The 21,338-nt window shown below is 38.5% G+C and carries 19 protein-coding genes; 18 read left to right on the top strand and 1 reads right to left on the bottom strand.

Going from position 1 to position 21,338, the window contains the following annotated elements; translation table 11 throughout:
- Nucleotides 1–288: 288 nt before the first annotated feature.
- The 7 genes from NSU19_RS19275 (at nucleotide 289) to NSU19_RS19245 (ending at nucleotide 4,590) form a co-directional block, all read left to right on the top strand.
- Nucleotides 289–486 (top strand): hypothetical protein, encoded by a 198-nt coding sequence (locus NSU19_RS19275; protein WP_327873541.1) that lies wholly within the window; start codon nucleotides 289–291, stop codon nucleotides 484–486.
- Nucleotides 441–764, top strand: coding sequence for a hypothetical protein (locus NSU19_RS19270; protein ID WP_327873542.1), 324 nt, complete (start codon nucleotides 441–443; stop codon nucleotides 762–764). The genes NSU19_RS19275 and NSU19_RS19270 overlap by 46 nt, the downstream gene beginning before the upstream one ends.
- A gap of 6 nt (nucleotides 765–770) precedes the next feature.
- The gene (locus NSU19_RS19265; RefSeq protein WP_066251453.1) at nucleotides 771–1,124 is read left to right on the top strand and encodes a hypothetical protein; all 354 of its coding nucleotides are present in this window, start codon (nucleotides 771–773) and stop codon (nucleotides 1,122–1,124) included.
- A gap of 239 nt (nucleotides 1,125–1,363) precedes the next feature.
- Nucleotides 1,364–2,269, top strand: a complete 906-nt coding sequence (locus tag NSU19_RS19260) for a carbon-nitrogen hydrolase family protein (protein ID WP_063389120.1) — start codon at nucleotides 1,364–1,366, stop codon at nucleotides 2,267–2,269.
- Entirely contained in the window at nucleotides 2,235–2,903 is a 669-nt protein-coding gene (locus NSU19_RS19255) for a GNAT family N-acetyltransferase (protein WP_232515623.1), read from the top strand. Before NSU19_RS19260 ends, NSU19_RS19255 begins: the two co-directional genes overlap by 35 nt.
- Before the next feature lie 249 nt (nucleotides 2,904–3,152).
- The gene (locus tag NSU19_RS19250) at nucleotides 3,153–3,698 is read left to right on the top strand and encodes a hypothetical protein (protein WP_094244772.1); all 546 of its coding nucleotides are present in this window, start codon (nucleotides 3,153–3,155) and stop codon (nucleotides 3,696–3,698) included.
- Between the two features lie 442 nt (nucleotides 3,699–4,140).
- A complete protein-coding gene (locus NSU19_RS19245) occupies nucleotides 4,141–4,590 on the top strand; it encodes an SgcJ/EcaC family oxidoreductase (RefSeq protein ID WP_063389118.1) in 450 nt (149 codons plus the stop codon).
- A gap of 275 nt (nucleotides 4,591–4,865) precedes the next feature.
- On the opposite strand, the gene NSU19_RS19240 is transcribed toward NSU19_RS19245, so the two are convergent.
- Entirely contained in the window at nucleotides 4,866–6,437 is a 1,572-nt protein-coding gene (locus tag NSU19_RS19240; protein WP_339193662.1) for a bifunctional UDP-sugar hydrolase/5'-nucleotidase, read from the bottom strand.
- 188 nt (nucleotides 6,438–6,625) lie between these two features.
- Here NSU19_RS19240 and NSU19_RS19235 point away from each other — a divergent pair, with 188 nt between their 5' ends.
- The 11 genes from NSU19_RS19235 to NSU19_RS19185 all read left to right on the top strand — a co-directional run bounded on the left by NSU19_RS19235 (nucleotide 6,626) and on the right by NSU19_RS19185 (nucleotide 21,326).
- Nucleotides 6,626–7,567: a phosphate/phosphite/phosphonate ABC transporter substrate-binding protein gene (locus NSU19_RS19235; protein WP_082830382.1), complete on the top strand. Its 942-nt coding sequence runs from the start codon at nucleotides 6,626–6,628 to the stop codon at nucleotides 7,565–7,567.
- Nucleotides 7,568–7,681: 114 nt separating this feature from the next.
- Complete coding sequence (gene phnC / locus NSU19_RS19230) at nucleotides 7,682–8,473, top strand: phosphonate ABC transporter ATP-binding protein (RefSeq protein WP_063389115.1); 792 nt, start codon at nucleotides 7,682–7,684, stop codon at nucleotides 8,471–8,473.
- Entirely contained in the window at nucleotides 8,457–9,248 is a 792-nt protein-coding gene (phnE, locus tag NSU19_RS19225; protein ID WP_339200060.1) for a phosphonate ABC transporter, permease protein PhnE, read from the top strand. Before phnC ends, phnE (NSU19_RS19225) begins: the two co-directional genes overlap by 17 nt.
- A complete protein-coding gene (gene phnE / locus NSU19_RS19220; RefSeq protein ID WP_108897361.1) occupies nucleotides 9,245–10,045 on the top strand; it encodes a phosphonate ABC transporter, permease protein PhnE in 801 nt (266 codons plus the stop codon). The genes phnE (NSU19_RS19225) and phnE (NSU19_RS19220) overlap by 4 nt, the downstream gene beginning before the upstream one ends.
- A gap of 109 nt (nucleotides 10,046–10,154) precedes the next feature.
- Nucleotides 10,155–12,074, top strand: coding sequence for a DNA-binding protein (locus NSU19_RS19215; RefSeq protein WP_339198096.1), 1,920 nt, complete (start codon nucleotides 10,155–10,157; stop codon nucleotides 12,072–12,074).
- Between the two features lie 910 nt (nucleotides 12,075–12,984).
- Nucleotides 12,985–13,794, top strand: coding sequence for a hypothetical protein (locus NSU19_RS19210; protein WP_339198093.1), 810 nt, complete (start codon nucleotides 12,985–12,987; stop codon nucleotides 13,792–13,794).
- 656 nt (nucleotides 13,795–14,450) lie between these two features.
- Entirely contained in the window at nucleotides 14,451–15,812 is a 1,362-nt protein-coding gene (locus NSU19_RS19205) for a transposase (protein ID WP_087960047.1), read from the top strand.
- A gap of 153 nt (nucleotides 15,813–15,965) precedes the next feature.
- Nucleotides 15,966–16,307 carry an IDEAL domain-containing protein gene (locus tag NSU19_RS19200; protein WP_063389111.1) on the top strand — a complete coding sequence of 114 codons (342 nt, stop codon included), beginning with the start codon at nucleotides 15,966–15,968 and terminating at the stop codon, nucleotides 16,305–16,307.
- A gap of 850 nt (nucleotides 16,308–17,157) precedes the next feature.
- Nucleotides 17,158–19,086: a sigma-54-dependent Fis family transcriptional regulator gene (locus NSU19_RS19195; RefSeq protein WP_339198090.1), complete on the top strand. Its 1,929-nt coding sequence runs from the start codon at nucleotides 17,158–17,160 to the stop codon at nucleotides 19,084–19,086.
- 205 nt (nucleotides 19,087–19,291) lie between these two features.
- The gene (locus NSU19_RS19190; protein ID WP_066251437.1) at nucleotides 19,292–20,281 is read left to right on the top strand and encodes a thiamine pyrophosphate-dependent dehydrogenase E1 component subunit alpha; all 990 of its coding nucleotides are present in this window, start codon (nucleotides 19,292–19,294) and stop codon (nucleotides 20,279–20,281) included.
- 25 nt (nucleotides 20,282–20,306) lie between these two features.
- On the top strand, nucleotides 20,307–21,326 hold the full coding sequence (locus NSU19_RS19185; RefSeq protein ID WP_063389107.1) for an alpha-ketoacid dehydrogenase subunit beta: 1,020 nt from the start codon (nucleotides 20,307–20,309) through the stop codon (nucleotides 21,324–21,326).
- Nucleotides 21,327–21,338 lie beyond the last annotated feature (12 nt).

Here is a 21,338-nt window from a genome sequence, read left to right as displayed (position 1 = left end):
GATTTTTCTATAATTGATTGTATAAATCATTTTCCGGCTTTCTGAAGATTGCTGTTCCCGAGGGAAAAAAATGATCTTTGCCCTTATTATAATTGATTTTACAAGGTAATTGAAACGGTTTAATGTTGCGATGAGCCGTTTTTCAACTCGTTTAAGAGTTTTAAAGGTTTATTAAAGGCGGATGTGAGGTCAGAATACTTCTTGTTAAATTTTGTTTTTATATTAAAAATATTCCAGTTTATACCGATATAAAAAATGGAAATTTTATAAAATATGGAGGAGGTTATTATGAAAAAAATTGTCGGAGTTATTTTTACGCTGGCTGTTCTATCATTTTCGTTCGTATTTGCATTCTTTCCTGCAAAAACTTCAGCTGCATCCGCACCACCATTAACGGATTTACAGATAATTGGTATTACGTCGGATGGAAACGATAATGAATGGGAAATCATTTCACAAATCAATTGTCGGCAATCACTCCTTTAAAAGGGAGAAACATAAGAATTGCCATTTATGTTGAAGGTACTGAGCGTCCAGGCTTTCTTAGAATATATAATGGTGGAAGGGATATTACTTCTCAAACTCGTAAACCTTTAGCGGATGAACCTTTATCAGGATCTGACAAAATTGTGTATGGGTGGATCAAATATTATGAAATACCTATGAGGCTATTGACTACAGAATCGATCAGCATTTCAGCGTTAGATTATTTTTCAAATAAAACACTTTATGATCACATAAATTTTACAATTGTTAGGGAGTGATCTTATATGAATATTACTGAAACTCAATATTTTGCTGCTTATACGCAATTGACGCTTGTAGCTCCGTTCAAAAAACATTTGGAAACAGGCAGCCCTTATGGCAACGAGACAAGAGAAGAATACAACAGCAAAATGGATTTTTATGAATTTATGGACGCAATAAAGGAAGGGAAAATTGTAAATGAAGATTTAGCCAGAGAAACGTCTCATTTCCATAATAAAATTTTGGATGATAAGATGAGGTATGGTGGAGATCCATTTTTCAATGCAGAAGTAGCAAAAATTATTCAAAAAGCATTTAAACTCGGTTTAGTCGGAAAAAACGAAGAACTTATTGCCAAATACGAGCAAAGCATTTAAAAATGGAATAAAACAAGCCGCTTGAACGCCAAATCACCGGCAGTCAAACGGCTTGTTTTCGTTTTGTCTGTTAATTTTGAGTGAATTATTTCACTTCTAAATAAATAGTTCAAGTATTCTCTTTTGTTCCAGCAAAATGCTTTACACAAAATCAAATTAAATTAAAATAAACTGGTTTTATGTTATACTTTGTTCAGTAATAAGCGGGGAACAGATTATGATGAAGGGAAAGAGGCTACATGAAAATACGTGTATCTGCTGTTCAATATCATCTTCATTCCATCGGGAGCTTTGAAGATTTTGCAAACCAAGTAACGCATTATGTGAAAACCGCAGAAGAGTTTGACGCTGATTTTGTTCTTTTTCCTGAATTTTTTACGACTCAATTGCTGTCCATTCCGAATCAAAAGCAGACGATTCAAAATTTACCTCATTATACGGACCGATATTATTCACTATTTACATCGCTTGCTAAAGAAACGGGCATGCATATTATTGGAGGCACTCATATTATCGAAAAAGAGGGACGATTGTATAATACAGCCCATTTATTTTATCCCGATGGCCGGATAGCTGAACAAGCGAAGCTTCACTTGACGCCGACGGAAGTGAAAGAATGGCATCTGACTCCCGGAGAAACGGTTCAAATATTTGAGACCGAAAAAGGAAAAATTGCCATGTTGACTTGTTATGATATCGAATTTCCAGAAATCGTTCGAATTGTACGAGGAATGGGAGCTGACGTTGTGTTCTGTCCGTCTTGTACAGATGACCGCCACGGATTTCAACGAGTGCGGTATACAAGCCACGCCAGAACGATTGAAAATCAAATCTATGTGGTGACAACAGGGACAGTAGGTTCGCTTCCTACCGTTGATTTTATGAGGGCAAATTTCGGCCAGGCAGCGGTCATTACTCCGAACGACATCCCATTTCCGAAAAACGGGATCTTGATGGAGGGGGAAATAAACCACGATATGATTATTACGGCGGATCTTGATTTATCTCTCTTATACAAAGTGAGAGAAAACGGATCTGTCACCACTTGGAGAGACCGCCGCTTTGATTTGTATCCTGATTTAAGTGTTCATGGACGAAAGGGGAATGGAGATGAGCCGCTACAGAAAGAGATTTTATCTGAATAATCAAGGCCGCAATGTCGAAGTGGTGATAAGGAATTATAATGAAGCAGATTTTGATGAATTAATTGAAATTCAAAAGGAAAGCTTTCCGCCGCCTTTTCCATCAGAACTTTGGTGGAATAAAGAGCAATTAACGAATCACGTGACATTGTTTCAGGAAGGCGCTTTATGTGTTGAGGTAGAAGGAACGTTAGCAGGATCGATGACATCTTTAATCGTGAATTTTGATCCCGCCCATCCTGATCATACTTGGGAAGAGATAACGGACAACGGCTATATCCGTAACCATGATCCGAATGGCAACACTTTATATGTTGTGGATATTTGCATCCGTCCGTCCCACAGAAAGCTGGATTTAGGAAAATGGCTTATGCAATCAATGTACGAAGTAGTTGTCCATAAAGGATTGGATCGCTTGCTCGGCGGCGGCAGAATGCCGGGATATTATAAATATGCGGATGAGATGTCAGCTGAACAATATGTCGATGCTGTCGTCAGCGGAGATTTAAAAGACCCGGTTATTTCATTTCTCCTCCGTTGCGGACGGACGCCTCTTGGAATTGTGGCTAATTATTTGGAGGATGAGGAATCCCGTAACTATGCTGTTCTAATGGAATGGAAAAATCCGTTTAAATAAGTAATTGAAAAAAGCTGCTTGAACGCCAATTATTGGTGATACAGCGGCTTTTTTTTCATGCTCGCTCTCTGCTAATATTTTAAACTTGCTTTCACATGGAATATGAGCCAGTTTCCATATCAAACTTCGGCTTTTTGGATCTGTACTTCCGATATGATCGTTCGGCATTTACATATTGCAGCCATTGCCTATTCACTTTTGCCTAAGGTAAAATCAAACATAAATAAGGCATGAATGGGGCGATAAATAGTGGATGAACGAACGAGGCATTATTTTGCGGAATTGCAGTCAAGTGATAAAAATGCGCAGTACGAAGCGTACAGCAGCATTATGAAGATCACTGAAGAAGAAGTCGATTGGGCGTATGAAGTATGGGATCAGCTGAAGGAAGAGCTGACAAGTAAAGACCCTCATAAGCGCTCGCGTGCTGCTCAGTTTTTAAGCCGATTAGCGATCAGCGATCCCGAACAGCGAATGTTGGAGGATTTTCCTCAAGTTTGGGAAGTAACCTATGATAAAAAGTTTGTAACTGCCAGACATAGTTTGCAGGCTATTTGGAGGATTGGTTTAGCTGGGGAAAAGCAAAAAGAGATGGTTATCCGTCATTTGGCAGCTCGGTTTGACAACTGTGTTGACGAAAAACATGCGACACTTATTCGGTTCGATATTATTCAAGGGCTGCGAAACTTGTATGATAAAGTGCAGGATGAAGCGATCAAGCAGCTTGCCTTCGATTTAATTGAAAAGGAAGAAGATCCGAAATATCAAAAAAAATATGCAGCAGTATGGAAATAGAAAAAAAGAGCCGTCAGTAGCAACACTCCCAGTAAATGAATGGCAATATGATTGAAAGAATGATTGTTTGCTGATTATGTAGTGGCTTTAGAGGATCGGAAGGTATTTGCAGACTGTCTCAGGCATTCATCTCCAACAGATTAATTGAAGAACAAACATATTCTTACAATAACAGAAGGAAAAATAATGCCCTTTTAAAGTGATTGCACATCAAATAAATGTCGTTTGAAGTGAAAAAAGAAGAAAATTTTCATTTTGAAGTATTATACGCTGTCAAGCTTCTATAAAAAATGCTTTTGATCATTCGTCTCAGCGTTTCAAAGCAGAGGTTTCAAAAGAAAAAACTGCACGTAAATATTAAATCGGCAACATTTTATAAAAAATAATTTTTCAGTTGATTGGCTATCATAGAACAAAGAATTACATTTCGGAGTGATAAACGATGGAAAATTCTCAAATAAATGAAGTTCAAGAGCTGTACCAGCAACTAATCAATGCGTGGAACAATCGAACTGCTAGCGGAATGACGGATCTGTTTACTAAGGATGGCGAAAGCATTGGTTTCGATGGCAGTCAGTCGATTGGACGCGATGAAATATTCGCACATCTCCAGTCCGTCTTTGAACACCACCAGACAGCTAAATTTGTCAGCAAAGTGAAAAATGTCCGGTTTCTAGCTCCTGATATCGCTATTTTACGAGCGATTGCCGGTATGGTTCCTCACGGCCAGTCCGATTTAAATCCTGATGTGAACACTCATCATACACTTGTTGCAGTGAAAACGGAAGGAATTTGGCGTATTCAACTTTTTCAAAATACTCCAGCCCAGTTTCATGGCAGACCTGAATTGGTTGAACAAATGACCGAAGAGTTAAGACAGCTGCTTAAATAATCCATGTCCTGTTCAGGGGAATGGTGAAATATACTTTCATGCAAAAAGAAGATTAGGAAAATCCTAAATCTTCTTTTTTGATGTGTGCGAATAAAACGCTTCACATTTTCATAACGAAAAAATCATTTTTATATAATCATCGTTGATATCAAATTTGTTATTAATGACTTTTTGTTGCTGTAAGCCTTTGTGATATTTGGACAAGTATTCTTTGATACCTATTAGTGGCATTTGTTTTAAATAAAAAGCGGGCAAATCGGAAAATGCTTTTACTACTATAAAACTACCCTCCAATTATGATTGCAAGCTGCGATGATAGTTTTGTGCTTTAATATGTAGTTGGCAATGAGTTCGGTCATGTCGATGGGGATATTTTTAACGATCGGTTTTTCTTTAAACATATCAAAATTGCCTGTTCCACCTGCGCGGTAGCTGTTCATGACGACATCATATTCTTTGTCAAGCTCCAATGGGCTGCCGTGATAATTTAGCTTCACAACTCGTTGGCCAACTGGATTAGAGATTTTTAATTCGTATTCAATTCCTTCCCACATATCATAATTGTAATGCTGCGGTTTAGGATATAAGAAAGCGGGATTGACAGAGATTGTTCCGTTTTGAACCGTAAAATACTTGGCGCTTTGCTCTAAAGCATCTTTAATATCTTGGCCGCTGATGCGGATGACAGTTAATGTGTTCGGATAAATATAATTGGAAACAATATCGCGCATTGTAACATGTTGTTTGAATCCAGGCAAGTCATTATTGAATAAGGCAGTGGCAGAAATATCAACTTTGGCTGTTTCCATTTGCACCTTATTGATAAATTCTATAAAAGGATTGTCTTGTAATCGGGTCTTCAATGGATCAGATACGGTCATGTCACCAATAACGGTTCCGATCGGCTGATCCAGCCATTTTTGCGTTTCTTGTTCAATATCGGATATCAATGCCAAAACATCTTGATTCGCTTCCATTTTTTCATCAATTTTGATTAAGTTGAAATGACTAACGATTGCGGGGCTGTTTCCATTTGCCTTCTGTCTAACTTTCATCGTCACTTCACCCAAAAATTGCCCCTTATGGCTTGGCTGAATGATTGTGATGCCGTTTAGTTTATCTGCGAGTGGGCGGTGCTGATGGCCTGTGATTAAAATATCAACACCCTCTAGTTCTTGGCACATTTGGTATGCTTGGTTTTCTCCTGTCAGCTGTTCTATAGGCTCTCCAGTTTGTAGATCTCTTTCAAATCCCCCATGATATGAGACGATCATCACATCTGGTTTTTCTTTTTGGCGAATATCGCTCACCCATAATTTAGCCGTTTGCAATGCATCTTTGAAAACAAGTCCCTCAATATTTCGCGGCTCTTCCCAATTAGGGATGAAATGAGTGGTTATACCAAGTACAGCAATTTTGACTCCGTCCAATACCTTGACGAGATAAGGTGTTCCAAAAGCGGGCTCTCCTGTTGTTTGCTTCAAGATATTAGCGGACAGCCAAGGAAAAGCTGATTGATCAATCGCCTTTTGTAAATAACTTCGTCCATAATTAAATTCATGATTTCCCAATACGCATGCATCATATTGGAGATCATTCATAACTTGAATCATCGGATTTTCACTGTCGGGCCTGTTTTTTGCATGGTAATAAGTCAACGGGCTTCCTTGAATCAAGTCTCCATTATCAAGTAAAAGTACATTGCCTTTTTTTCTTTTTTCTTTTATAATCGTGGCTATTTTAGCCAGTCCGAAATTTTGTTCTTCTTTGTCTCTGTAATTGGTCGGGTAAATGTAGCCGTGAAGATCGCTGGTTACAAGCAGATGAATCGCAGTTTCTTTCTCCATTATTTTCCTCCTCCTTTTTTTTCATCATAACAAATCGTTGTAAAAATAAAATAGATAATTAAATGAAAAGAAATAATTTACAAAGTTAATAAAATATTCGTGATATTTTGTAACAAAATTTACAAATAATTAAAAATTTGGTGCTAAAATGGAAATTAGATTTTCAAAAAGATATGGGGGAAATTAATATGTTTAAAAAATTAGTAGCTTTTGGAACAATACTAGCTTTAACAGCGGTGGTCATCAGCGGATGCGGGGAATCCAGCAATTCCCAACAAACTAATAGCAGCAAAGAATCAGATGGATATATTCCGGAAACCCTTTCTGTACAATTTGTACCTTCTCAAAATGCAGATACATTGGAGGCCAAAGCAAAGCCGCTTGAAAAGTTATTGGGAGATCGTTTGGGTATACCTGTAGAGGTAAGTGTTTCAACGAACTATAATACCATTGTTGAAGCAATGGAATCCAAAAAAGTAGATGTAGGATTTTTGCCGCCAAATGCTTATGTGCTGGCGAAAGAAAGAGGAGCTGCTGAAGTAATTCTTCAAGCGCAACGTTACGGAGTGGATGATGAGACCGGGCAGCCAACAGATGAACTAGTAGACAATTACAAATCAATTTTCGTAGTGAAAAAAGATTCTGGTATTACTAGTGTGAAAGATTTAAAAGGAAAGAAAATCGCTTTTCAAGATGTCACTTCATCTGCAGGTTATGTTTGGCCGGCCGCAACGCTGATGGATAATGGGATTGATCCATTAAAAGATGTACAAGGAATAACAGTAAAAGGGCACGACCAAGCAATTATTTCTGTTTTGAACGGTGATGTCGATTGTGCGGTTGTTTTCCAAGATGCCCGCAATACCGTAGCAGGAGATTACCCAACTGTTTTCGAAGATACGAAAGTCATTGAGTTTACAGAACCGATTCCGAACGATACGATTTCCGTCCGTTCCGACATGAATTCAGAATGGGTTGAAAAAATCAAGCAAGCTTTCATTGATATTGGAAAAGACGAAGAAGGGCATGCGATTATAAAAGACATTTACACGCATGAAGGCTACATAGAATCGAAAGACAGTAACTTCGATATCGTCAGGGAGTATGCTGAAAAAGTGAAAACTGAATAATGTATTTTCATAAAATATAGCCAGGCGAATCGTTCGTACTGGCTAATCCTCTATGAATAGATAAAGCAACGTCGGGATGTTTAGATAAATATTTAAAAAAGGTTGGTATGCAGAGTGATAGAATTTCATCGTGTTACAAAAATTTATCCTAATGGTGTAGTAGGATTGGAAAATATTGATTTGAAAATTGAAAAAGGGGAATTTGTTGTGATTGTCGGTTTATCTGGCGCTGGCAAATCAACGTTGCTACGTTCTATTAATAGATTGCATGAAATTAGTTCCGGAGAAATAACAATAGACGGGAAATCCATCACGAAAGCAAAGGGGAAGGAACTCCGCCGCATCCGTCGCGACATTGGGATGATCTTCCAAAATTTTAATTTAGTGAAAAGGTCGACTGTTTTGCGAAATGTTTTATCTGGAAGAGTTGGCTACCATTCTACTCTCCGAACCGTTTTGGGATGGTTTCCAAAAGAAGATGTGGATTTGGCCATGAATGCTCTGGAACGAATGAATATTCTTGAAAAAGCGTACACCAGATCGGATCAACTTTCAGGAGGACAGCAGCAAAGAGTGTCGATTGCTAGAGCTTTGGCGCAAAAAGCTAAAATCATTTTAGCGGATGAGCCTGTAGCATCTTTAGATCCTTTGACAACAAAACAAGTAATGGATGATTTAAAAAAGATCAATCAAGAGTTAGGAATAACGCTTGTTGTCAACCTGCACTCGGTCGATTTAGCTAGACAATATGCCACAAGGATCATCGGCCTGAAAGCAGGACAAATTGTGTTTGACGGATCTGCTAGGGAAGCGACAGATAAACGGTTTTCTGAAATATATGGAAAGCCTTTTGAGGTGGGAACAAATGAAGCGGATAGAGAGTTTAAATATGAATCGATTAACTAAACAAGAAATTCCTAAAGCACCTACTAAAATAAAGCATTACTTGACAACAGCGTTGATTGTGCTGCTGATCGGCTGGAGCGCCTATCAAACGGAAAGTTCTTTCATCGATTTTGTTGAAGGGTTTCCAAATATGTTTGATTTGCTTGTACAAATGTATCCTCCCAGCTGGTCATATTTTGATGATATTGTTCCGGCAATGCTTGACACATTCCGCATGGCGGTTATTGGGACAACGATGGGAGCTTTGCTTGCGGTTCCATTTGCTTTGTTATGCGCAAGCAACATCGCTGCCAGCAATTGGATTTATTACCCGTTCAGATTTATTTTAAATTTAATTCGTACCATTCCTGAACTTCTTTTAGCCGCTATATTTGTTGCGATTTTCGGATTGGGGCCATTACCAGGAATATTTGCATTAGCTGTTTTCTCAATGGGCATTATTGCGAAATTAACTTATGAAGCGATGGAAAGTATTGATAAAGGCCCATTGGAGGCGATGACGGCAGTTGGCGCCAATAAAATTCAATGGATCGTCTACTCTGTCGTTCCGCAAGTGTCCCCTTACTTTGTCTCTTTCGTTCTTTACACCTTTGAAATTAATATAAGGGCTGCAGCTATATTAGGACTAGTGGGAGCAGGAGGAATCGGAGAATATTATGATAAAACATTAGGTTTTCTTGAATACGACAAAGTGAGTACAATCATTATTTTTACATTAATGGTTGTTTTGTTGATCGACCATATTAGTACTAAATTGCGGGAGAAACTATTATGAAGAGTGTTGCAAGACCAGTTAAACCAAAAAAGAACCGGTTCATGCTTTGGAGTATATATGTGTTGTTGGCTGTTATTTATATATGGGCATTATCCGGTATTCCAATAGAAGGATTTAAAGAAACGGCCGGCCAAATTACAAAAGCGATTTTATCCGGCATTCTTTCTCCTGATTGGGGATATGTTTACTTGCCCGAAGGCGAAGATCTGCTCCGAGGGCTATTAGATACATTAGCGATTGCCATATTAGGCACATTTATTTCAGCTTTTCTATGTATACCGTTTGCTTTTTGGGCGGCTAACAATATGACGAAGGGGAAGATTGCGGCAGGAACAGGAAAATTTATTTTAAGCTTTATCCGGACATTTCCGGAACTAGTGATGGCGTTGTTATTTATTAAAGTAGTAGGCCCTGGCTCTTTTGCCGGTGTGTTGGCGCTCGGACTCCATTCCATCGGGATGCTTGGCAAATTGTTTTCAGAAGAAGTGGAAAATATTGATTTCGGACCAATTGAAGCTTTGAAAGCAACAGGAGCAAGCGGCTTGCAAACGCTGTGGTTTGCCGTTGTTCCACAAATCATTCCTGGGTTTATCTCTTACACCTTATATCGTTTTGAAATTAACCTCCGTTCCGCAAGCATTTTAGGAATCATCGGTGCAGGCGGAATCGGTACACCGCTTATATTTGCCATGCAGTCTCGCGACTGGAGTCGTGTCGGTATTATTTTATTAGGAATCATTGCCATGGTTACGATCGTCGATATCATTTCCGGCTATTTGCGCAAGAAGGTGGTTTAGCAGATGCTCATAAGGCAGCAATGTATATCGAAAGCTTCAGCAATAGCGGCTGAACTCAATAAAAGGCTTTTGCCTCGTTGAGTTAATAAATTATGGAGGTAGAGTCATTATGAGAAAGATGCTGTTGCAGGGCCTTGTGGCAGTATTGGCGTTTTTTATTTTTGCTTTGGAAAACGTAACTGTAAGTGCAGAAGGTCCGAATGATCCGGCCCCAATCTTAGTTCCTAGCGATCCGAACGGCAAGAAAGTTTTGTTTGATAACAGCCATGGGCAAACAGCAGGACAGTCCGATTGGGTGATTGATGGTGCATTTTCCGATTTTGCCAATGCATTGCTTGAAGCGGGATATACAGTGAAGGAGCATCGGAGTTTAGATCCACTTACTCTGGAGGATTTAGAAGGTTATGATGTTTTTATTATTCCAGAGGCACAAATTCCTTTTAAGAAGTCTGAACAAGATGCTATTGCCGAGTTTGCAGAACAAGGGGGAGGCGTATTTTTTATTGCCGACCACTATAATGCCGACCGAAATTTTAACCGTTGGGATTCAAATGAAATTATGAATGGTTGGCGCAGAGGGGCTTTTGATAATCCAACAAAAGGAATGGATCAAGGTGAACAAGCTGCAATGGCTGGTGTTGAAAGCACCGATTGGCTAAGTGAAGAATTTGGTGTAAGATTTCGTTTTAACTCGATAGATAACACAACAGCAAATGTGATTATACCATCTGATGAATCCTTTGGTATAACGAGTGGCATTGATGAAATTTCGATTCATGCTGGTTCTACACTGGCTATTATGAATCCTGAAATTGCTAAAGGGATTGTTTATTTGCCTGATGGGCTTACTGTAGAAGAAAACAAATGGAGCAATGCAGTTGACGAAGGGGTTTATTTTGGCGGCGGAATTCATGAAGGGCCCTTTGTAGCGATAGGAAAAAAGGAAAGAGGAAAGGCCGCTTTCATCGGCGACTCTTCTGTGGTGGAAGACAGCACCCCTAAATATAGAAATGAAGAACACGGAGGAGTCAAGAGAACGTACGACGGATTTACTGAAAAAGATAATGGCCAATTGCTATTGAAAATTGTCGAATGGCTGTCTCATAAAGAAAGTTATCTGACCTTCTCTGAACTTGGTATACCGCTTGATCAGCCTTCACCAATATTAGAAATGGAGACCCCAGAACATTCTGAGGAGCTGAAGCCGGAGCCTTGGCGTTCACCGAATGAAGGTTATCTTTGGTATGATCAATCGACATTTGCTGACGGTTCATTTGGCTCGGAAATGGATCCTCCAAAAGATATTAAATATAACATTGAAACCCCTGAATATTTGCCAACTGGCGGAGAACCTTTTCAAGTAACACTCAAATTAACAGATATGAAACCGGGACAAGTCATTGAAAATGGGGAAATTCAAGTATATTTAGAAGGTGGTACATCAATTTCGCAAGTTCGGCTTCCGAATGGAACATGGCCTACCACTTACGGTTATCAAAGTGTTGGGAGCATTCAAGCCAATCAGCATGGTGTGGCGGAAAAAGTACTGACAATGAGACTTAACCCAACGGTACAAGACGGAACAACAGGATATATTCGCCTTCGAATAGGGGCTGGAAACAACGTCTTCACCAAAACAGTCAATATCGGTCAGTCAATTGTTGAGACGCCGCCTGGCGGTGAAGAAAAATATCAATTGTTAACACCGAAATTCATTCCGCTCGGAGGTATACCATTTCCGGTAGAAGTGGTGATGAATGGTTTAACACCTGGCCAAACAGTAGCAAATGCACAAATCCAAATATATTTGTCAGGCGGCAAAAGCATTTCGCAAATCCAATTTGAGGATGGCACACCAACCACTTACGGTTATTTCAATATCGGCAAACTGACAGCAGATGAAAATGGAAAAGCAAAGAAAACGATCATGATGCGCATCAATCCAAATGTATCGGCTTATGAAGCCTATATTCGCCTGCGACTAGGTTCGGGCAATAACGTTCTCACGCAGAAGGTAACTATGAGATAGCCATTACAAATTGAAAATGTGTTAGTGTGTATCAGGTTTTTAGAACAGTATTTTGCAACGGCAACGGGGGTAATAATTATGTTTACATTACCCATTCGATAAGGTATCACTAAAATGTTATTCAGCTGAAAGAAGGAGATTGTCTCCAAACATAAGACTAAATATTTACTCTTATGTGTGGAAAAGCGGTGTTCCTTATATGCCCCTTTTTACATTATTTAGTTAATATAGGGACGGTTCGATAAGTCCTAATAAGATGAAGCCAGTATAGAAAAACAGCTCATTTTTCTATACTGGCTTTTGTATATGTTTACAATTTTTCTTAGAAAACAGCTGGCGGATGACGGTTATCCCTTCATGAGCCTCGGCAAATTCTTGAAGCTTTCTCTCCGCTATTTCTCATTAAAATCCTGAATTGTTTTCCTCAGCTTTTGAGTTCAAACTGTACATCGACTTCAAACGTTTCCGAATCTCCTTGATCGTCTGTTCGATTACATTGGTCGCATACATCACGCTCCGAATACTGACTGGATTCGTCCATAATTGTCAGAAGGACACCCAAGTCGTTGCTGCGATTACGCCTCTCTCACATACTTAGTAATGACGGAATGGCAGATCATAAAATATTGCCTGCGCCCCGGGAGCAATGGTGATACGCTTTCTCAGGCAGCACTGGCGGGATCACTATAAATAAAAACAAGGGGATTCCCTTTTTCCGCTTCAGAGTCGAAGTAATAGCAAAAAAACATCCGCCTGTTCTACGTCCTTTCAAGATGCCATAATGAAGTAAAAAATTTCTCACGGCATTTGAAAGGGGAAACTATTGAAAATTTTATTTGCGAAAAATTCATGAAGATTCTATTATTTATTTAGAAAATTGTTATATGTTTTGGAGTGTGGTCACGAATTTATGAAAATGGTTTCCTTTAATGCATACCGGACCATCGGAATTCCAGGTGTACACTATATAAAGCCTGACAATATGTTTAAAGAATTAGAAACCATTCGACAAGCGGATATTGTTCTTTTTCCTGAGACGTGGCAAGCCCCTGCTCTAGTATACGGATTAAAGAAAAAAATTTTCCCAAGCATTGAATCATTGCAGCTGGGCTTTAGCAAAGTAGAAATGACGAGAGCGCTTTGGACGGTGGCGCCTGAGCATGTTCCATATACGGAAATATTGGCGAGCACCCCAAGCAATATCGAAAAAGTATTAGAAACGTTCCCGTTCCCATTTGTTGCAAAGGAAGTCCGGAATTCAATGGGAAAAGGAACCTTTTTAATTAAAAATGAGTATGATTTTTATCAATATGCCAATCAAAATGATGTTTTGTACGTACAAGAATATTTAGAAAACGACGGAAAAGATTTACGCATTTGTGTCATTGGAAAAGATATTTTCACCGCCTATTGGCGGGTTGGGGCGGAAGGGGAGTTTCTCCACAATGTTGCCCAAGGCGGAAGCCTCTGTTTTGAATTTATACCGAAAGAAGCTTGTGATCTTGTGTTGAATGTCTCGAAACAATTGAACATTAATCATGCTGGTTTTGATGTGCTGGTAAGCGGAGGGCATTTTTATATTCTCGAGTTTAATGTGCTTTTTGGTAATATGGGCATCACAAAAAGTGGCTTATCAGTTGAAAAAGCAATTTATGAATATTTATTAAGTGAATTTGTGCCGCCTTTTCCAACATCACCGACTACAAAAAAGGTTATTTAAATCAATAAATGCTAAATGTTCATTTTAGTAGATTCATAGCGATCCTTAATAAGGAAAAGACGGAAGAAATGCAATAGTTTTTGTTTATCACAGAGTGGGAAGCGGCTAATTAGAAATTTTTGTTTTTTAAAATGGAAAATACAGTATGAAATTGCTTGTGGATAGATCGTGCGCCAGCTTTGGAAAAGATGTATTAACGGGCTTCCTTCGTCGATTGTGTACATGCTTCAGGAAGAGCATGTAATGGTTCATTTGCATGAAGAATTATTTTAAAAAAACTTTTTTTCTCGCTATTGCTCAGCTGATCACAAAGGGTAGAATTTTTTCATCTTTAAACGAAAGGACAGCCGAAAGTTGCACCTTCCTTCAATAACGATTTGCTGCACAAAAGGTAAAATTTGAGCAGACTGTCTGATTTATGTTTCACATGGAACAAATGTGCTGAACGTTTGTCTATTGCAATAAATATGAAAACATTTAATATAAGTTATATACTCAGCTTTCGCAGTCCAAAATCTTGTTTAAATGCTTGATGTAAATGGTTTTGGGAAGTACAAAATTATCATTTGACATTTTTTAAAACATAAAGAAAGACACCTATTCTTTTGGTAAAATATTGGTGACGAAACCAAATCCAAAAGAAAGGTGTCACCACTATGATAACGAATAAAGACTACTTTGCGCAATTACCAAAAGAAATTAAACAAGGATTTTCCGAATTAAATATTGGATATCATTTAAGAAAAGCGAATATTACGAAACTTTCCGGGTATTCTTGTCTTACTGTTTTCAAACTGATTTTTCTTTTAGTCTTCCAATATAAGAACTGGTTTCGTGCTTTTATGAGTAAACGATCTCAGGATCTGCCCGGAAAGGATACAGTCTATCGCTTTTTAAATACACCAACCTATCATTGGAGAAAGTTTCTGCTTTCATTAAGCAGTGAAATGATCCGTCTGCTTCAACCATTAACTTCAAAAGATCGTGTCACAGCTTTTGTGATTGATGATTCTGTCTTTTCAAGAAACCGTAGTAAGTCGGTTGAACTGTTGGCTAAGGTTTTTGATCACTCTACCCATCAGTACTTGAAAGGGTTTCAAATGCTTACCCTTGGCTGGACCGATAGTTTTACTTTTATTCCCGTTGATTTTGCTCTTCTAAGTTCACCGAAAAAGGAAAATCGCCTGCAAGAAATCAATACCAATATTGATAAACGAACATCTGGCTATAAGCGTCGCCAGGAAGCTCTGAAATCAAAACCGGACGTGGCTTCAGCTTTACTTGATCATGCGCTTGAAAAAGGGATTATAGCTGACTATGTTCTCATGGATTCCTGGTTTACACAAGCGCCTTTAATTGAGAAGATTACGAACAAAGGGTTATTTGTCATTGGCTTGGTGAAGCAATTAAAGCAGCGATACGTTTACAATGGTGAACGTTTCACACTGAATCAACTTTACAAATTGGCAAAACCTCACATGGGTAAAAAAGACATTCGCGGATCCGTTTATGCTACTTTAGACAATGGAATTCCAGTAAAAATTCTATTTGTACGAAACCGTAATAAACGGAGCGAATGGCTTGCCATTCTCAGCACAGATACAACATTAGAAAATGAAGAGATCATTCGTATTTACGGCATGCGTTGGGACATTGAAGTCTTCTTCAAATGCAATAAATCCCTTTTAAATTTAGAGAAAGAATTCCAGGGACGTTCCTACGACATGTTAATTAGCCATACAACCATTGTTTTTACACGATATATTCTCATTGCTTGGCAAATGCGAAAAGAGGAGGATCCTAAGACGATTGGCAACCTTTTTTACATCCTTTGCGAAGATGTAAAAGACATAGATTTTATTACTGCCCTTCAATCACTTATTGACCTTTTCCAAACTTTGGCGGAAGCCGAGGTTTCTTTGAACATGGACATCTTTAAAAATCAAATGAATAAATGGTTGGCCACTATACCTAATTATATCAAGCAATGCTTAAATATTTCTGTGTGCGAAAGTTGAGTTATATATTTAATGGAATTTTAAAATTTTTATTATTTCCCAGGTTAAATTGTTTGCGTTCCCCTTATTATCATGTAATAATTTCTGTTAACAACATAGATATTTAGTATTTCAAAACAGATCTCTATAATACTGCAAGTGGTGGTGTATAAAATGGAAGGAATCAATCAGTTGCCAGTGAAAGTAGGGGATTGGGTAAAAGGAAAAACAAAAAGCGGCGAATTTATTTACGGTTATGTTGAAACGATAGATTCATCACAAAAGATTATAAGAGTAAAAGTTATGGCTTGCGACAATGAAATCGTCGTTGGTAAAACAGTTGAAACATTAAATCATTGGGTAAAAAAATTGCCCGTATCTCCAATAGAAAATGAAGAACAGATTAAAGCATTAATTGATTTGGCCTTGTTAACAAAAGATGAAAATTGGTTTATGGAGCTGTCCAACAAATTAAAACAATTAACGAAAGAAAAGGAGAAAGAAAACATAATATAAATGAATAGGACAGCTCCGATGATAATTTTTTTTACAATAATTTTTATGATCGTTTTAATACGATTCACGTTCCCCCCGTTATAACGTTATGTTATCCTCCCAGAATATAGAGCATTTTATTATTTCAATATATTATACTTCTTTCCCATTGCCAAAACCTTTATTCTTTTATAGCTGCCCAAATTCCTACCATTGTATATATTTTTTTATCAGTTCAATTCAGTTGTTATGTAATGAAGGAAGCCGTTTGAAAACATCATCACACTGATCAATATTTGTTCACAATGGGGAGTCGTTTGAAAGTCGTTTCGTCTTTTTTTATGAAACATATTAAAAAATCACTGATTTTAAACATTAGGAATTACTGTTTAAATGCCATGAAACCGTTTCTTTTAGAAAAAACAGAGCTTTGCCAAATCACCATCCGATCAAGTTGATAACTGGCAATACAAATTTCCAAACACATGCATAACGGAAAAAAGAGAATGATTTGGCCTTCCGTGCAGCAGCAAGAAAGACTGATTCCAATCTTTTGGAATCGGTTTTTTTTATGACCAATTTTGTCGATGCGTCCAGTACGATCGACAACTGTAAATTTCTGTATTTTCGGGATATCAAAAGAAGGGCGCCCCAATTTCTCATGATTGAAAAAGTAAAAGGGGTTTCCAGCATTTTTGGTTTAAAAAGTTTCAAAAATAAAAGGAGCTTCATTCAGTGGATCGCTAGTTCTCACAGCTTTTTTGTAATGCTACAATATAGGAGAATATTAGAAAAATTCGATAAACATTGTAAGCTGGCATGTGATGCAATTGGACGAAAAGCTTTAATCAACAATTGAAGGAGGTGTTTTATGATGAAGAAAAGAGAGTATGTCAAACAATGTTGGAAGCGCTTTATTTTTGAAAATAAGCTCGACGAAAAATTATCTCCCATTGTAAAGGATTCATGGATTCGTTCCAAAGAAATGAATGTTGATCCTTTTCAACGATACGGTCAAATGAAAAAAATCAAAATAGACCATTACAAGCCTTTAATTGAATGTTCGGTTCCGTTTATGGAAGGATTGTATTCAATCGTAAAGGGCTCGGGTTTTTTAGTGATTCTTTGCAACGAAAAGGGACAGTTGTTAAAATCAATTGGCGACGCTGATACGTTAAAGATGGCAGCTGATATTCAATTTGTGGAAGGTGCTGATTGGAGTGAACAAGCAATGGGAACGAATGCAATCGGAACTTCGATTGTGATCAATCAACCTGTACAAATATATGCTGAGGAGCATTATTCGGAAATTTGCCAGGCATGGACATGCTCGGCTGCGCCCATTCACGATTCAAAAGGAAAGATAATCGGCGTATTAAATGTTTCAGGCCCATATGAAAAAGTGCATCCACATACTTTAGGAATGGTAGTATCAGCAGTGAAAGCGATTGAGTACCAGCTGGAGCTGATTGAAAAGACAGAAAAAAACATTATGATGCAAAGATTTCTTGAAGCGACTACCAATAATATGAAAGAGAGCATCCTCATTTTCGATACGGAAGGGCTCATTATTAAAGTGAATGATCAATTAAAAAAGCTGCTTCAATTGAATCATTCTTGCCTGGAAGGGAAAAAGATCAGCGAAGTTTTTAGCAACAAATCGATTATTTCCAATCGCCCTCGACATCTTCAAAATCATGAACTGCACTTAAAAATAAAACAGTCAAACAAAGTTTTTCATGTTCTAGTTGATAAACTCCCCATTTATAAAGACAGCCAATGGATCGGTTCAATGATGATTATAAAAGAGATTCAAAAGATAAGACAATTTATTAATCATTTATCAGGCAATCAGGCGAAAATCACTTTTTCTGATATGATCGGGAAGCATCCTCAGTTTCTCCAAAAAGTAAACGAAGCGAAGCTAGCAGCAAAAACGGACTCAAATGTATTAATTTTAGGAGAAAGCGGTACGGGAAAAGAAATGTTTGCACAAGCGATCCATAATGAAAGCGACAGAAAGCATAAGCCTTTTATAGCCATCAATTGCGGCGGAATTCCTCGAGATTTATTAGGAAGCGAACTGTTTGGTTATGCGGACGGTGCTTTTACCGGAGCGAAAAAAGGGGGAAGTGCAGGAAAATTTGAGCTTGCCGATGGCGGTACGCTTTTTTTAGATGAGATTGGAGAAATGTCTTTGGAAATGCAAGTATTGCTTTTACGAGTCATACAAGAAAAGGAAGTGGTGCGAATCGGCGGGCATAAAGTTTTGCCTGTTGATGTTCGCATCATCGCAGCGACGAACAAAAATCTTCGGGAAGAGGTCGAAAAAGGCAGCTTTCGGGAGGATTTGTTTTTCCGGCTTAATGTCATGCCGATCACTTTGCCGTCATTGCGAGAAAGAAAAGAAGACATACCGCTCCTTGTTCATCATTTTATTGAAAAAAATTGTGAAAAGTTAAATAAGCCTTTTCCTGAAATCAAACCGGATTTTTTTCAAGCGTTAATACATTATCATTGGCCGGGAAACATTAGAGAATTGCAAAATATAGTAGAAAGAACTTTAAACAAATTGACGAAGCCTGTTTTAACTATTAAAGATTTGCCTGAGGAAATTATAAAAACGGACTCCAAGCCAAAATCGGAAACGGTGTTTATTCATCGAGATGAAATGAAAAAGCAGTCGATCTTGCAAGCTTTACGTCTATATAACGGCAACATCACAAAAGCTGCGCAATATTTAGGGATATCACGAAGCACTTTTTATCGGCAAATGCAAAGATTTCAAATCCCTTATTAATATCATTTTGTTTCATTTCGTATCAAATTGTATCATTGTGTCTCTAAAAAGCGTCCCAAAACGGGACGTTTTTTTTGTAGCATAAAAAATCTTATTCATTTTCAATGAAACTAAATATATCAATCATAAAAAATGTAGTTTGGCACAATTTTTGCATTTAACTATTTAAAACCGTTTTCTATTTTGGTAGAAGGGAGAGAATACATTGGCAATTTCTAAAAATGATCTTTTATGGATGTATGAAAACATGTACAAAATCCGTTATTACGAAGACAAAATGGCAGAAGCTTATACTGAAGGGAAAAATCCGGTTTTCAATATTGGGGCGGGTCCTGTTCCTGGCGAGATGCATTTGGCAACAGGGCAAGAACCGGCAGCCGTCGGCATATGTGTTCATTTGAAAAAAGAAGATACGGTTACGTCGCCGCACAGGCCTCATCATCATGCCATCGCGAAAGGCGTTGACCTAAATAAAATGACGGCTGAAATTTTCGGAAAAGAAACCGGGCTTGGCAAAGGCAAGGGAGGACATATGCATTTGTTTGATCCGGATGTCAAGTTTTCCTGTGGAGGAATTGTTGGAGCAGGAATCCCACACGCTCTTGGAGCAGCTTTAGCTGCTAAGAAAAAAGGGAAAGACTGGGTTGCGGTTTCATTTATTGGAGAGGGAGCTGCCAATCAAGGAGCTTTCCATGAGTCATTAAATATGGCAGCACTTTGGAATTTACCTCTTATTGTGGTGATTGAAAATAATCAGTACGGAATTTCTGTTCCGAAAACAGCATCGACATCTGTAGCATCTAACGATGTTCGTGCAGCTGCATATGGCATTAAAGGATATTACGTCAAAGACAACGATCCGATCAGCATGTACGAAGTATCAAAAGAAGCAGTGGAACGCGCCAGACGAGGCGAAGGTCCATCGATTATTGAAATTGAAACATATCGTTACTTGGGACATTTCCAAGGGGATCCGGAGTTGTATAGAGATAAAAATGAAGTGTCGCTTCTTCGGGATAAAGATCCGATCGTCCGCCTTCGAAATCTATTAATCTCTGAACAAAACATAGCGGAAAACGATCTTGACATCATTGAAAATAAAGCAAAACAGGAAGTAGACGCTGCTTATCAATTTGCACGCAGCAGCAATTATCCGAATCCGGAAGATGCTTTAAAAGATTTATACGTTTCGTAAATAAACAGGAAAGGGGTTATAAGCTGTGCAAGGAACAAAAACGCGCTTATTAACGGGAAATAAAGCCATGGCGGAAGCGATTAAATTGGAGATGGAGCGGGATCCAAACGTGTTTGTCATGGGGGAGGATGTCGGGGTTTACGGGGGAATCTTCGGATCGACAGAAGGATTATTTCAACAATTTGGATCAGATCGAGTGATTGATACCCCGATATCTGAAACTGCATTTATTGGAGCGGCCGTTGGCGCAGCAGCCGAAGGAATGCGGCCGATCGTTGAATTGATGTTTGTCGATTTCTTTGGCGTTTGCATGGATCAAATTTATAACCATATGGCAAAAATCCCTTATATGTCGGGCGGCCGAGTGAAGCTGCCGATCGTGCTGATGACCGCTGTTGGCGGAGGGTACAGTGATGCTGCTCAGCACTCTCAAACTTTGTATGCAACGTTTGCGCATTTGCCGGGAATGAAAGTGGTGGCTCCATCCACTCCATATGATTTAAAAGGGATGATGATTTCAGCCATTCGGGATGATAATCCAGTAGTCTTTATGTTCCATAAAACATTGCAAGGCTTAGGATGGATGGATCAATTAGACGCATCAGTCGGTCATGTTCCGGAAGAAGCCTACACGGTGCCGTTAGGAAAAGCAAACGTTGTTAGGGAAGGGAAGGATATAACAATTGTAGGGATTCAAATGACGACTCATCATGCGCTTGAGGCTGCCAAAAAGCTGGAGCAAGAAGGAATTGAAGCAGAAGTCATCGATTTGCGTTCACTTGTCCCGTTAGATCGTGAAACAATCCTGAAATCCATTAAAAAGACTCATCGATTACTTGTAGTAGATGAAGATTATTTATCATACGGCATGACGGCGGAGATTGCTGCCATAGCTGCAGAGGAAGGCTTGTATGACTTAGAAGCTCCGGTCAAACGATTGGCTGTACCAGATGTGCCGATTCCTTTCAGCCGCCCGCTTGAACAGTTTGTTTTACCGAATGCAGAAAAAATTTATCAAGAAGCTATAAAACTCGTTAATGAATAAATCTACCATTTC

The organism is Aeribacillus sp. FSL k6-2211 (assembly GCF_037966125.1).
Taxonomy (GTDB): Bacteria; Bacillota; Bacilli; order Bacillales; family Aeribacillaceae; genus Aeribacillus; species Aeribacillus composti.
Note: the sequence above shows the minus strand (reverse complement) of the source record. Positions and strands in the feature narration are given on the sequence as shown.